Origin of the sequence: Paenibacillus paeoniae, from assembly GCF_003388735.1 — a bacterium.
GTDB classification, from domain to species: domain Bacteria; phylum Bacillota; class Bacilli; order Paenibacillales; family Paenibacillaceae; genus Pristimantibacillus; species Pristimantibacillus paeoniae.
The window spans coordinates 482,635-496,242 of the sequence record NZ_QUBQ01000001.1; the positions used below are offsets into that span (position 1 = coordinate 482,635).

Genomic DNA, 13,608 nt, shown 5'->3' on the forward strand with positions numbered 1-13,608 from the left:
CATTAGAAGGGAGCAGGAGATCGCGCATGCACATTATCGTAGTAGGTCTGAATTATAGGACAGCTCCTGTAGAAGTGAGGGAGAAGTTTACGTTTGCCGAGCATGAGCTGCCGGCCGCGCTGAAGGGCCTCATGGAAACCAAGAGCATTATGGAATGTGTCATTGTGGCTACGTGCAATCGTACCGAGATGTATGCCGTAGTGGATCGCCATCATTTGTGCGGTCATTATATCCGAAGTTTTATGGAGAAATGGTTCAATCTGCCTCGTGCCGATTTCACGAATCATTTATATATGTACGAGGATGGCAAGGCTATTGAGCATCTGTTCCGGGTTACAAGCGGACTGGATTCCATGGTCATTGGCGAGACTCAAATCTTGGGCCAAGTGAAGAGCGCCTTCTTGCTGGCGCAAGATGAGAAGAAGACGGGCACCATCTTCAACATGCTCTTCAAGCAAGCTGTAACGATGGCTAAGCGAGCTCACTCGGAGACGATGATTGGCGAGACAGCCGTATCGGTCAGCTATGCGGCGGTGGAGCTTGGCAAGCAAATTTTCGGCCAATTTAACAAAAAGACTGTGATGGTGATTGGAGCAGGCGAGACCGGAGAGCTTACAGCAAAACATCTGTATGCGAACGGGGCGGACCGCGTATTGGTCGTGAACCGTACGTTCGAGCGTGCTGCAGCGTTGGCGGACAAGTTCAACGGCGTTCCTTGTTCCATGGACGAGGCGGTTAAGAAGCTTCATGAAGTAGACATTATAATTAGCTCAACAGGATCAAATGGATACGTACTTTTGCGGGATCAGGTGTCTGTTGCCATGCAACGTCGTAAATCTCGGCCGCTCTTCATGATTGATATTGCAGTGCCTCGGGATCTGGATCCGACAATTGCAGCAGTAGAGAACGTATTTCTTTATGATATCGATGATCTGGAAGGTATTGTACAGAGCAATCTGGAGCAGAGGCGTCAGGAGGCTGCGAAGATTAAAGTGATGATTGAAGAGGAAATCAAGCTGTTCGATAATTGGTATAAGACGCTCGGCGTCGTGCCGCTTATCCGGGCCCTGCAGACAAAGTCTGCGGAGATCCATGAGGATACCATGAACAGCCTGTCAAACAAGTTGCCCGATCTGGACGAGCATGAGCTGAAGGTCATTCGCAAGCTGACCAAAAGCATCGTGAATCAAATGATGCAGGATCCGATTCTTCGTATTAAGGAGATGGCCGGCGAGAAAAAGGCTGATGAAGCGATGAACATGTTCGTGAAGCTGTTCGCACTTGAGAACGAGCTTGAACAGTCTCGTGAGCAGGAGATGGCTGTGGCCCAGGAGCCTGCGCCTGCTGCTGTACAACCAAAACTCATTCATTCCCACGCAGCACCGGCATTTGCACGACCATAACGGGCTCATCACTTTGATATCGAGGTTTTCGCCTGTCATTCCGTGAAAGGCTGTGAAGTGGAGGAGCTATGGAAACGGCTAACTGGATGTACGACGCGATACTTTATATTTACGCCCTGAGCCTGCTGTTTTACTTTTCCGACTTTATGCATGCAAGTCGGAAAGCGAAGCGGATAGGCACAGGGCTGCTTGTTTTTGTATGGATATTACAGACTGGCTACTTGATAGCGAAGCTGTACTTGAGTCATCCCGACCAGAACACCTTCCTATATTGGCTGGCGTTCTCATGGCTGCTCGCCACGGTGTCCCTGGTCATCAGTCGTTTTTTTCATATTGATTATATTGTGTTTTTCGCCAACGTGGTCAGCTTCGCGGTTCTTGCTCTTAACTTATACAGTGGAATGGGCGGTGGCACGTCCTACGAGCCGTGGCAGGCGACAAGAGAGCTGCTGATTGTTCATATCAGCCTCGTATTATGCGCTTATGTCTCGCTTACGATCGGGGCGCTGCTGGCGGGAATGTACCTGTTCCTGCATCACCGGCTCAAGCGCAAGCGATGGTCACAAGTCGTACGCAGATATCCCAGTCTGGATACCATCGAGCGCTATGCCGACCGTGCCGTCATCATCGGTGTTCCCCTGCTTGCCATGTCGCTCGCGATTGCGACCGTGTCACTGATCGTGGAAGGCAGGGCGATGCTGCTGCTGGATTGGAAGGTGCTGACCTCCTTCGCTTCCCTTGTCATGTATATTGCCTACGTGTACCAACGGGCCGTGAAAGATCGGCCCGGCCATCAAATGGCCAAGCTTTATATCATTGCCTTTTGTATGCTTCTCTTGAATTTGATGACGAACTCATTTTCTTCATTCCACTAGCGGCAACAGGAAAGGGAGGGCTCCGGCATGGAAGGCAATACGGCAGGGGGGTTCTACCCCGTAGCATTAAGGTTGTCCGGCAAGCTTTGCATCATTATTGGCGGAGGCAAGGTGGCCGAGCGCAAGCTTAAAGGGCTTATGGAGTCAGGTGCTGACCGAATTGAATTGATCAGTCCCGTTGTGACGCAGGGGATTGAGGCTTGGGCCGCTTCCGGCCGCTTCCTCTGGCGGAGCCGTCCTTATGCGCCGGGCGATCTAGAGGGGGCCTGGCTCTTGATAGCGGCGACCGACGATCGTGCGCTTAATGCCGGTCTTGCGGCTGAGGCGGACAGGCTCGGTATCTTATCCAATATAGCGGACGATTATGAAAGCGGCAGCTTTATTACTCCAGCCGTCACGCGCAAGGGGCCGTTGCTTATTTCGGTTACCACATCCGGTGCCAGTCCCGCGCTGGCCAAGTCGCTTAATAAAGAGCTGGACGAAAGGTACGGGAAGCGTTATGGTGAAGCGGCAGCGAAGCTTGGCGAGCTGCGCAAGCTGATGATGACTAGAGAAGACATTCCTGAGGGAAAAGATGAGCTGCTCCGACTGGCGGCGAGGGAAGCGTTTGACGATAGGATAGAAACGATGATCCCGGAGCAATGGCTGGAGAGTTTGATAGCACGAACTAAAGGGAGGGCATGGTCATGAGCAACAACTCGAATGAACAACGTGTAATCGTCGTAGGAACCCGCCAAAGCGCGCTTGCGCTGACCCAGTCAGGCCAAGTGATAGATGAGTTGAAACGCATTAGCGAGCAGCAGGGACTCGGCTATACATTTGAAATCCGCAAGATCATAACGAAAGGCGACCGAATTCTGGATGTGACGTTGTCAAAGGTCGGCGGCAAGGGCTTGTTCGTCAAAGAAATCGAGCAAGCGCTTCTAGATGGGGAAATCGATATCGCTGTACATAGCATGAAAGATATGCCGTTTGAACTGCATGAGGGCTTAATGAACGGCGCTACACCAAAACGGGTTAATCCGCTGGATTGCCTTGTGACGCGAAACGGCCACGATCTGGATTCGCTGCCGCAAGGAGCGCGTGTCGGGACAAGCAGCCTGCGCCGTTCAAGCCAACTCAAAAACAGAAGGCCGGATTTGCAGTTGGAATCGATCCGGGGCAATATCGACTCTCGCATGCGCAAGCTGGAGACGGAGGGTTTCGATGCGGTAGTGCTCGCTGCAGCGGGTCTGACACGTATGGGATGGGAAGATCGCATCTCGGCCCTCATTCCGGAAGATGTCTGCATACCTGCTGTGGGTCAAGGCGCGCTCGGTATTGAATGCAGAGTGAATGACTCGCAAGTGAGGGAACTGCTTGCTCTTCTGAATGATCGAGAGACGGACATTACGGTTCGAGCGGAGCGCAGCTTCCTCGGTACGCTGAACGGAGGCTGCCAAGTGCCGATCGGGGCTCATGCCACGATCATATCAGAAGAGGCAGACGGTCCCTTGCTGGAGCTGACGGGCATGGTTGGATCACCTGACGGAGAGACGCTTCTGAAGGAGATCAAACGAGGAAAGGATCCGGAGGAGCTGGGCAAGAAAGTGGCTGAGTCGCTTATCGCTAGCGGCGCTGACCGCATTCTGGCGGAAATCGGGGGCTAATGCCATGAACAAGGGGAAGGTTTATTTGGTGGGCGCAGGTCCCGGTGATCCGAAGCTGATCACCGTAAGGGGACTGGAGTGCTTGAAGGATAGCGATGTAGTCGTCTATGACCGTCTCGCTAGTCCCAGATTGCTGAGATACGCAAAGCCGGGCGCGGAGATGGTCTATGTCGGCAAACTGCCGGACCGTCATACGATGAAGCAGGAGGAGATTAACCGACTCCTTGTGGATTTGGCGCTCGCGGGCAAGACGGTTACTCGCCTCAAGGGCGGCGATCCGACCATCTTTGGCCGGGTTGGCGAAGAAGCGGAGCTGCTGCAAGAGAATGGCATCGAATATGATATCGTGCCGGGCATTACGTCGGCCATCGCCGTACCGGCTTATGCGGGCATACCGGTGACGCATCGTGATCTGGCCTCCTCCTTGTCCATTGTGACGGGGCATGAAAGCCCGGATAAGCTTGACCGGTCCATTTATTGGGACAAAGTAACCAATGCGACAGGGACGCTGTTATTTCTAATGGGAGTAGCCAAAATCGGCTATATTGCGGATCAATTAATCAAGCACGGCAAACCTCCTGGAACGCCTGTCGCCCTAGTCCGTTGGGGAACAAGGGTGGAGCAGGAAACCATTGTCGGTACGCTTGAGACGATCGAGGCCATTGTGAAGGAAGCGAACTTTCAGCCTCCGGCGGTGATCATCGTAGGCGAGGTTGTCCTTCAGCGGGAGAAGCTGAAGTGGTACGAGAGCAAGCCTTTGTTTGGAATGAGAGTTATGGTCACCCGGGCAAGGCCGCAAGCGAGCGAGCTTGCGGATGTGATCGAGACGTTGGGCGGGGAACCTTGCGAGTTTCCTGTCATTGATATACGGGAGCCACAGGACGAGCAAGTCATCGAAGCGATCCGGAGAAGTCTGGATCAAGCCGAGAGCTATCAATGGCTCATGTTCACAAGCGTGAACGGTGTGGATTATTTCTTCCGTTATTTGCGTCGCTTCGGTATCGATATGAGAAGATTCCATGCTGCCAGAATCGTAGCCGTAGGGCCCAAAACGGCAGAAGCGCTCGTGGCTAAAGGACTTATCGTAGAGGAGCTTCCCGTTCAGTTCCATGCGGAGTCGCTGCTTGACCGGGTGAGTGAGTGGCTGAAGGACGGGGACAGGGCACTTCTGCCGCGAGGCGATCTGGCTCGCGAGGTTCTTCCGAGGGAGCTCAGAGCAAGAGGCGTCGAGGCTGTAGAGATCGACGTATATGAGACGGTGCTTGCCGATACACAGGATGAGCTGGCGCTGGAATGGCTTCGCGAAGGCGGCATTCATATGATAACATTTACGAGTTCGTCCACCGTGACGAACCTGCTTGAAGTATTGCGGCGCAGAGGCGTCGAGGACCCTGTTCAGTTGCTTAAGGATATACCAATCGCGAGTATAGGGCCGATTACAACCAAGACGATCGAAGAGGCTGGACTGCATGCGAGCGTCGAAGCGGAGGCATCAACGCTCGAGAGCTTGCTTGAAGCGATTACTGCATATAACCAGGAAAGGAGAGGGATAAAATGAGTTTCCCTATCGTAAGACATCGCAGACTGCGCAGAACGGGCGGGCTTCGCAGTATGGTGCGTGAAACTGTGCTTAGCGCAGATGATTTTATATATCCGTTGTTCGTCACCCATGGCAAGGAGGTTAAAGAAGAAATTCCATCCATGCCAGGCGTGTACCATCTGTCTATGGATTTGTTGGAGGCAGAGATTCGCGAGATTGCGGCTTTGGGCATCAAGTCCGTGCTATTGTTCGGTGTGCCGGATTACAAGGATGCGCACGGGTCTTCGGCCTATGATCCCAATGGCATCGTGCAAGAAGCGATCCGCGCGGTGAAGGGCTGGGCGCCTGAGCTTGTAGTTGTAGCCGATACTTGCCTGTGCCAATTTACAGATCATGGACATTGCGGGATCGTTCATCAGGATAAAGCTACCGGAGTGGCCGTTGTCGATAATGACCAATCGTTGGAGCTCCTTGTCCGTACAGCGGTCTCGCAAGCGGAGGCTGGTGCAGACGTCATCGCGCCATCGAATATGATGGACGGCTTTGTGCATGCCATTCGCGCAGGTCTGGATGAAGCGGGCTACAGCGATATCGCCATCCTGTCCTATTCGGTCAAATATGCGTCCGCCTTCTATGGTCCATTCCGAGATGCAGCGCATTCGGCTCCGCAATTCGGAGACCGCAAGACGTATCAGATGGACCCGGCTAATTCGCGTGAAGCGCTGCGTGAAGCGGAATCCGATGTAGCAGAAGGCGCAGATATGCTGATGGTCAAGCCTGCGCTGTCCTATCTGGATATTGTGAAGACGCTCAAAGAGCAATTCGATCTTCCAGTCGTCGCTTATAACGTTAGCGCCGAATATTCGATGGTAAAGGCTGCGGCTGCAAACGGATGGGTCGATGAACGGTCTATCGTGCTGGAGAAGCTGATCAGCATGAAGAGAGCGGGAGCCGATATGATTATTACGTATCATGCTAAAGATGCTGTACGCTGGCTGAAGGGGGAATAAGAGCGATGACTGAGAGCAACAGAAGACGCAATGATGCGCGTTCCGCCGAGGCGTTCGCCAGAGCGAAGAAAGTAATTCCAGGAGGCGTCAACTCCCCTGTTCGCGCGTTTAAGTCGGTAGGGCTTACGCCTGTCTACATGGAGCGGGGCCAAGGCAGCCGCGTCTATGACATCGACGGCAATATGTATATTGATTATGTAGCGTCATGGGGACCGCTTATTATGGGGCATGCCCATCCTGAGGTTGTCGAAGCGCTGCGCAAGACGGCAGAGCGCGGAACAAGCTTTGGAGCGCCTACCGAGTTGGAGACGCTTATGGCGGAGCTGGTATGCGAGCGCGTGCCGTCCGTAGATGTTGTACGGATGGTGAACTCCGGTACGGAGGCGACGATGAGCGCCCTTCGGCTTGCTCGCGGCTATACCAAACGAAGCAAAATTATGAAATTCGAAGGCTCTTATCATGGTCATGCGGACAGCTTGCTGATCAAAGCGGGCTCGGGCGTGGCGACGCTGGGCTTGCCTGACAGCCCCGGTGTGCCGGAGCATGTGGCTGCTCACACCATTACCGTGCCTTACAACGATATAGAGTCGGTTAAGCTTGCCTTCGAGAAATTCGGCGAAGAAATCGCCTGTATCATCGTAGAGCCGGTAGCCGGCAATATGGGCGTTGTGCCGCCGCTTCCGGGCTTCCTGGAAGGGCTGCGCGATGTGACAACGCAATACGGAAGCTTGCTGATCTTCGACGAAGTAATGACCGGATTCCGCGTAGGCTACCAATGCGCGCAAGGTTTGTTCGACATCAAGCCGGACTTGACATGCTTTGGCAAGGTTATCGGCGGCGGACTTCCTGTCGGCGCATATGGCGGCAAACGGGAAATAATGGAGATGATCGCGCCTAGCGGACCGATCTATCAAGCCGGCACTTTGTCTGGCAATCCACTGGCTATGGCAGCCGGTTATACGACGCTGAAGCTGCTGACGCCTGAGACGTATGAGCTGCTGGAGAGACAGGCAGTCCGTCTGCAGCTTGGTTTCGAGGCGAATGCGAGCAAGCATGGCATTGCGTCGACGATTAATCGCGTAGGCTCTATGGTCTGCCCGTTCTTCACGGAGAAGACGGTTATTAACTATGAGACAGCGAAGACTGCTGATATGGAACAGTTCAAGACTTATTTTGCGGCTATGCTTGATTTGGGTGTCAGCATTGCACCTTCCCAATTTGAAGGCATGTTCGTCTCTGCCGTTCATAGCGATGCGGATATCGACGAGACGATCGCCCTTCAAGAACAAGCGCTGAGCCGCCTGTAAGAACAATAGAGGAGGCTCGCGGCATGCTGGAGCTTGATCACTATACGCGCAGAAGCGGGGAGTGGCTGTTGCTGGATGCGGCAGCGCTGCAGGACGCATCACATCTATTCCCCGACAAATCCGGGATGCCAGGGCTACAGGCCGGCAGTCATCCGCATCACGTGCGGCAATGGCTGCTGGCCTCTTCCTTATTCCCGGCCAAATGGATTAATCGGTTATTTTCCGTTGGGGGCATTAAGTGGGAGGGCAATGATATTGGATTGCTCGCCTTTCCGGCATCGGATACAACCAAGGACAAGCTATACCGTAATCTGGCAAGCCGTCCGCAATCACAATCCATAGAAGTTCCTGAAGTGCTGTACGAGGACGATTATTGTCTTGTGCTGAATAAGCCGGCGGGGATGCCGGTCCATGCCGCTTATGAAGGTCATGCCGGCACGCTGGACGAAGCTGCATGTCGGCTGATGCTTGCCAAAAACGATCCTCTCCCGGTCAGGCATATTCATCGTCTGGATGATGAAACTTCCGGCCCTGTTCTTTTCGCCAAAAATGACCTTGCGCAATGGAAGCTCGATGAAGCCATGCGGGAGAAGGAGATTGATCGTATATATGTTGCCGTTGTTCAGGGAGTGATGAGGCGCGACAAAGGGGTGGTAGATGGGCCGATAGGGAAGGACCGTCATCACGCCGCCCGTCGGCGCGTTACGCCGTCTGGCGATGCGGCTTTGACAACATATGAGACAATCCGGAAATGGGATGGCATGACGATTGTCCGTCTTCGGCTGGAGACGGGAAGGACACATCAGATTCGTGTGCATATGAGCCACATTGGTCATCCGCTTGCGGGTGATACGTTATACGGCGGATCTAGCAGATTGCTCGGTCATCAAGCTTTGCATGGAGAGAGGCTGGTGTTCCCTCATCCTTTGACGAGTAAGCTGCTGGCGGTGGAGTCGCCTTGGCCTGACTGGCTTAAGCGCTTGTCTGGAGAATCTCGTCCCCGTTAAAAAGACAGTCATGCTCCCGCCCCTTCTACCATATAGATAAGTAGTGAATGTATAGCTAGCCCAAGCATTCAGTACGAAGGGAGGAAGATGTCATGTCAACAGGGTCGAACGGATTAAGATTTGACGTATATGAGCGGGTTCATCTGCCCGATGACGTTACGGGAATTGACGAGTTGGAGGAGATTGAGCTTGTCCCCCGTATTCAAGTTATTGATCAGGGGGATCAGGCTGTGTTGAAAGGCCAGCTACTTCTTAGCGGTGTCTATCGAGGACAGGATAGTACGGTGGGTCCGCTTGCGCTGGAACATTGGATTCCAGTGGAAATTTCTTTGCCGATGAACCGGGTTTCCAGACTGGATGACATTTCCATCGAAATTGATAATTTTGATGTGGACCTGCTGTCTGCTCGCACGTTGAACATTACTGGCGTTCTTTCATTACGCGGCATATCCGTGGAACCGGTAGAGGAGCAGGGATTGCAGTGGGAGGACGAACCTTTTACGGCGGTACATCAGAGAGCGCAGCAAGAGCCGAATGAGTTCGAGACGGAAGACGAATCTGAGTCAAATGCATACCATGAGTTGGTGTCCAATGAGTCGGAATCGGGGTTTCAAACAAGGGACGAGGAAGAACAGAGTGTGGACGAGGGCTACATAACGGAGGAAAGCGCTCAAGAAGTTGAATGGCAGGGAGCTGCAGAAGAACAGGAAGTTACGCTTGCATCAAGAGAAGAGGCTGTCGAGGGAAGTTGGCTACAGTGGAATGCGGAGCAGCAGCAGATTCAGCAGAACCAGCCTTACCAGCAGGCTGCGCCGCAGCAACCCTACCATCAGCAGGGTGTTTCTCAGCTGGCGTCACTCTACCAACAATTCCAACAGCCGACTTATCCGACGCAGCCCGCACAATCTGCGCCGGAGAATAGCAGGGAGGAAGCGGAATGGAGCGCCTCTCAGACCTATCGTCCTGAAGCAGAGGAAGAAGCTGTGGAGGAGCCTGTATTCGCACATCATGAGGAAGAGGCAGCCATTCAGTCGGAGGAAGAGACACCGGTATTCCAAGAGCTTGAAGCAGAAGCGGAGCCGCGCAAGCCTCAAGAAGTACAAATTGCATTTACAGGCAAATCCTCAACCGGGGCTAGTGAAGGGCAATCCGATCTTGGCTTCCGTACATTGCTTCAGTCCAGTAAGCGTGAGCAAGCTGCACGCGAAGCCGCCGAGCAGACGTTAACCGAGCAAGAGGAAGCGGCGCGTGTTCTGGCAACTGAGGAAGAGATTGAGTGGAAGAAGCTGTTCCTTAGCAAACAAGCGGAGGAGAATGAATTCCGCAAAATCCGGGTATGCATCGTGCAGCGCGAAGAGACGCTGGAGCAGATAGCGCTCAGGTACAGCCTGAATCCGCGTGAGCTGCTTGTTCATAATGGCTTGCATGAATCCTCCGTTGCAGAGGGACAGTTGCTGTATATTCCTTAAAGTCTCGGAAAAGGCTACCCAAAAGTAAAATCGTTCACTTGAGTGATGGTTCTTCCAATTGTTCATAAAAGAGCGGATGGCGGTGCTTAGGATACATTCCTGGCATCGCCATTCTATATGTCCGGCTCATTGCTGCTTTCTCCAGCAGATGGGCTCCTTTCATAGCCGAAACGGAGAATCGATGCGCGGTGCGACACACCACTAATTCGCTCTTATCGTCGAATCAGCCTGATTAGTAGTGTCACACACCGCTAATTAGCTCCAATCGGCGATCCAGCCCGATTAGTTGTGCCAGGAATGAGAGTAAGGGGCGATCCTTTATAGATAATGCCTATATCGTGATAGGATCTGGTTGACTCTGAACCTTAACAAAGGTATGATTAGACATATATGTGTGACAACAACGTTGAAGGGGATTAGTACGCAGCGTGCCTTCAGAGAGCGGAACCGTTACGCTGAGAGGTTCTGCAGGATGTGACTGCATACGGGTCGCCCCGGAGTTGCCTATACGAACCGCGAGATGATCTTGCGCTAATGTGGGCCGGCAACAGCCGTTATCTGTTCGAGTGCCGTGAGAATGTATTTCTCAGCGGAACAAAGGTGGTACCACGGAAGCATGACCTTTCGTCCTTTATCGATAGGACGAGAGGTCTTTTTTGCGTGTGTAGAAGAATTTGTGGAGGATGAAATCAATGTCAGATGACCAATTCAAACCGGCAATGCCAACAACTTACGATCCCAAAGCGGCAGAACAGAAATGGTATGAATACTGGGTAAAAGGCAATTATTTCGAAGCGGGCAAGCGTCCCGATGCGGAACCGTACACCATCGTTATTCCGCCTCCGAACGTTACGGGAATGCTTCATATCGGGCATGCGCTCGATTTCACGCTGCAGGATATATTGATTCGCACCAAGCGGATGCAAGGCTATGACGCGCTGTGGCTCCCGGGAACGGATCACGCCGGCATCGCAACTCAGACAAAGGTAGAGCAGAAGCTCCGCGAGCAAGGCACTTCCCGCCACGACCTGGGTCGCGAGGCATTCCTGGAGAAGGTATGGGAATGGAAGGATCAATACGCGAATACGATCCACGAACAATGGGCGAAGATGGGCTTGTCTCTGGACTATTCCAGAGAGAGATTCACCCTGGATGAAGGTTTGTCCAAAGGGGTGCGCGAAGTATTTGTTCGTTTATATGAGAAGGGCCTGATCTACAGAGGCAAAAAAATTATTAACTGGGATCCGACGGCTCGTACCGCTTTGTCGGATATCGAAGTCGATTACAAAGAACTGAACGGTCACTTGTATCATCTTCAATATCCGCTAAAAGACGGATCTGGCCATATTACGGTAGCTACGACTCGTCCGGAGACGATGCTGGGTGATACGGCGGTTGCTGTTCATCCGGAGGATGAGCGCTACAAGCATTTGATCGGCTCCATAATCGTGTTGCCGGTAGTGGGCAGAGAAATTCCGATCATCGCTGACGAATACGTCGAGAAGGATTTCGGCTCCGGCGCAGTTAAGATTACACCGGCGCATGACCCGAACGACTTCGAAGTAGGCGAGCGTCATAGCTTGCCGCAAATTATCGTCATGGACGAGACAGGTACGATGAACGTTGAAGCAGGCCCTTATCAGGGCATGGACCGTTTCGAATGCCGCAAGCAACTGGTGAAGGACCTGCAGGATCAGGGCGTCTGCGTGCGCATTGAGGACCATGTGCATCAGGTTGGCCATAGCGAGCGCAGCGGCGCGGTTGTCGAGCCATATTTGTCCACGCAATGGTTCGTTGCGATGAAGCCGCTGGCGGAAGCTGCTATTGCAGCTCAGAAGTCAGGCAAAGGCGTACAATTCGTCCCTGAGAGATTTGAGAAGATCTATCTGAACTGGATCGAAAACGTTCGCGACTGGTGTATCTCCAGACAGCTGTGGTGGGGTCACCGGATACCGGCATGGTATGACGATGCCACAGGCGAGACGCATGTATCCCGCGAGGATATGAAAGGCGAGCATCTTCGCCAGGACAACGACGTGCTGGACACTTGGTTCAGCTCCGCGTTGTGGCCGTTCTCTACTTTGGGCTGGCCGAATCAAACCGAGGACTTAAAACGGTACTACCCGACGAATGTTCTAGTTACCGGCTATGACATTATTTATTTCTGGGTATCCCGCATGATTTTCACTGCCCTCGAATTTACGGACGAGATGCCGTTCAAGGATGTGCTGATGCACGGTCTTGTACGCGACAAAGACGGACAGAAGATGTCCAAGTCGCTTGGTAACGGTGTAGATCCGCTTGATGTGATCGAGCAATACGGCGCCGACGCTATGCGCTTTATGATTTCTACGGGCAGCACGCCAGGTCAAGATTTGCGCTTCCGCTATGAGAAGGTCGAGCAGGCGCGCAACTTCGCTAATAAGATATGGAATGCATCTCGCTTTGCGCTTATGAATTTGGAAGGCTTCAGCGCAAGCGATATCGATATCAATGTCAAGCTGGGTACGGCGGATCGCTGGATTCTCCATCGCTTGAACGAAACCGTACGAGACGTAACCAGATTGATCGACAGCTATGAGTTTGGCGAAACTGGCCGAGTGCTGTACAACTTTATTTGGGACGATCTGTGCGACTGGTATATTGAATTCTCGAAGCTTAGCTTGAATGGCGGAGATGAAACGGCGAAGCGTGCGACGCAATCCGTACTGGCTTATGTGCTCGATCGGACGCAGCGCCTGATTCATCCGTTTATGCCATTCATCAGTGAAGAGATCTGGCAACATTTGCCGCATGAGGGTGAGACGATTACGCTGGCAGCTTGGCCGACATACGAGACGGCGTTGGAAGCGCCTGACGCGGTGAAAGAGATGGAGCTGCTCATGGAGATGATCCGTGCAGTTCGCAATATCCGCGCTGAAGTGAACGTGCCGATGAGCAAGAAGATCGAGCTGCTGATCAAACCAACTGGAGAGTACGAAGCAGCCATTCTGTCCCGCAACGAAGAGTTCATCAAGCGCTTCTGCGGCACATCTCTGCTGGAGAGCGGCATATCCATTGCTGCGCCGGATAAGGCGATGACGGCCATTATTACGGGCGCAGAGCTTTACTTGCCGTTAGCAGGCTTAATCGATATTTCGCAAGAGATTGCTCGTCTGGAGAAAGAGGTTAAGACGCTAATCTCCGAGGTGGAACGGGTTGAGAAGAAGCTCGGCAATGAGGGCTTCGTAGCGAAGGCGCCTGCCAAAGTTATTGAGGAAGAACGCGCCAAGATGGCTGATTACGCTGAGAAGAGAGACAAAGTGCTGGCTCGCATCACAGAATTGCGCGGCTAGTCCTAGAGCGGAA

The 13,608-nt window shown here is 53.0% G+C and carries 10 protein-coding genes and 1 other annotated feature; all 10 genes read left to right on the forward strand.

What is annotated here, in order from left to right:
• The first annotated feature begins 26 nt into the window (after positions 1-26).
• Positions 27-1,403, forward strand: coding sequence for a glutamyl-tRNA reductase (gene hemA / locus DX130_RS02210; protein ID WP_116042477.1), 1,377 nt, complete (start codon positions 27-29; stop codon positions 1,401-1,403).
• A 68-nt stretch (positions 1,404-1,471) separates the two neighbouring features.
• A complete protein-coding gene (gene ccsA, locus DX130_RS02215; RefSeq protein WP_116042478.1) occupies positions 1,472-2,278 on the forward strand; it encodes a cytochrome c biogenesis protein CcsA in 807 nt (268 codons plus the stop codon).
• A gap of 27 nt (positions 2,279-2,305) precedes the next feature.
• Complete coding sequence (locus tag DX130_RS02220) at positions 2,306-2,968, forward strand: precorrin-2 dehydrogenase/sirohydrochlorin ferrochelatase family protein (RefSeq protein ID WP_116042480.1); 663 nt, start codon at positions 2,306-2,308, stop codon at positions 2,966-2,968.
• Entirely contained in the window at positions 2,965-3,927 is a 963-nt protein-coding gene (gene hemC / locus DX130_RS02225; protein ID WP_116042481.1) for a hydroxymethylbilane synthase, read from the forward strand. Before DX130_RS02220 ends, hemC begins: the two co-directional genes overlap by 4 nt.
• Positions 3,928-3,931: 4 nt before the next feature.
• Entirely contained in the window at positions 3,932-5,485 is a 1,554-nt protein-coding gene (gene cobA / locus DX130_RS02230; RefSeq protein ID WP_116042483.1) for a uroporphyrinogen-III C-methyltransferase, read from the forward strand.
• Positions 5,482-6,477 carry a porphobilinogen synthase gene (hemB, locus tag DX130_RS02235; RefSeq protein WP_116042484.1) on the forward strand — a complete coding sequence of 332 codons (996 nt, stop codon included), beginning with the start codon at positions 5,482-5,484 and terminating at the stop codon, positions 6,475-6,477. The genes cobA and hemB overlap by 4 nt, the downstream gene beginning before the upstream one ends.
• A gap of 5 nt (positions 6,478-6,482) precedes the next feature.
• The gene (gene hemL, locus DX130_RS02240; RefSeq protein WP_116042486.1) at positions 6,483-7,784 is read left to right on the forward strand and encodes a glutamate-1-semialdehyde 2,1-aminomutase; all 1,302 of its coding nucleotides are present in this window, start codon (positions 6,483-6,485) and stop codon (positions 7,782-7,784) included.
• A 23-nt stretch (positions 7,785-7,807) separates the two neighbouring features.
• Positions 7,808-8,791: an RluA family pseudouridine synthase gene (locus tag DX130_RS02245; protein WP_116042488.1), complete on the forward strand. Its 984-nt coding sequence runs from the start codon at positions 7,808-7,810 to the stop codon at positions 8,789-8,791.
• 92 nt (positions 8,792-8,883) lie between these two features.
• Positions 8,884-10,260: a LysM peptidoglycan-binding domain-containing protein gene (locus tag DX130_RS02250; protein WP_116042489.1), complete on the forward strand. Its 1,377-nt coding sequence runs from the start codon at positions 8,884-8,886 to the stop codon at positions 10,258-10,260.
• Between the two features lie 397 nt (positions 10,261-10,657).
• Positions 10,658-10,895 (forward strand) — a binding site (T-box leader).
• 57 nt (positions 10,896-10,952) lie between these two features.
• Positions 10,953-13,595, forward strand: a complete 2,643-nt coding sequence (locus DX130_RS02255) for a valine--tRNA ligase (protein WP_116042491.1) — start codon at positions 10,953-10,955, stop codon at positions 13,593-13,595.
• Positions 13,596-13,608: the final 13 nt, after the last annotated feature.

Bases quoted from the DNA above. Each gene is read 5' to 3' on its own strand.
- hemA (WP_116042477.1), top strand. From the start codon at position 27: ATGCACATTATCGTAGTAGGTCTGAATTATAGGACAGCTCCTGTAGAA.
- ccsA (WP_116042478.1), top strand. From the start codon at position 1,472: ATGGAAACGGCTAACTGGATGTACGACGCGATACTTTATATTTACGCC.
- DX130_RS02220 (WP_116042480.1), top strand. From the start codon at position 2,306: ATGGAAGGCAATACGGCAGGGGGGTTCTACCCCGTAGCATTAAGGTTG.
- hemC (WP_116042481.1), top strand. From the start codon at position 2,965: ATGAGCAACAACTCGAATGAACAACGTGTAATCGTCGTAGGAACCCGC.
- cobA (WP_116042483.1), top strand. From the start codon at position 3,932: ATGAACAAGGGGAAGGTTTATTTGGTGGGCGCAGGTCCCGGTGATCCG.
- hemB (WP_116042484.1), top strand. From the start codon at position 5,482: ATGAGTTTCCCTATCGTAAGACATCGCAGACTGCGCAGAACGGGCGGG.
- hemL (WP_116042486.1), top strand. From the start codon at position 6,483: ATGACTGAGAGCAACAGAAGACGCAATGATGCGCGTTCCGCCGAGGCG.
- DX130_RS02245 (WP_116042488.1), top strand. From the start codon at position 7,808: ATGCTGGAGCTTGATCACTATACGCGCAGAAGCGGGGAGTGGCTGTTG.
- DX130_RS02250 (WP_116042489.1), top strand. From the start codon at position 8,884: ATGTCAACAGGGTCGAACGGATTAAGATTTGACGTATATGAGCGGGTT.
- DX130_RS02255 (WP_116042491.1), top strand. From the start codon at position 10,953: ATGTCAGATGACCAATTCAAACCGGCAATGCCAACAACTTACGATCCC.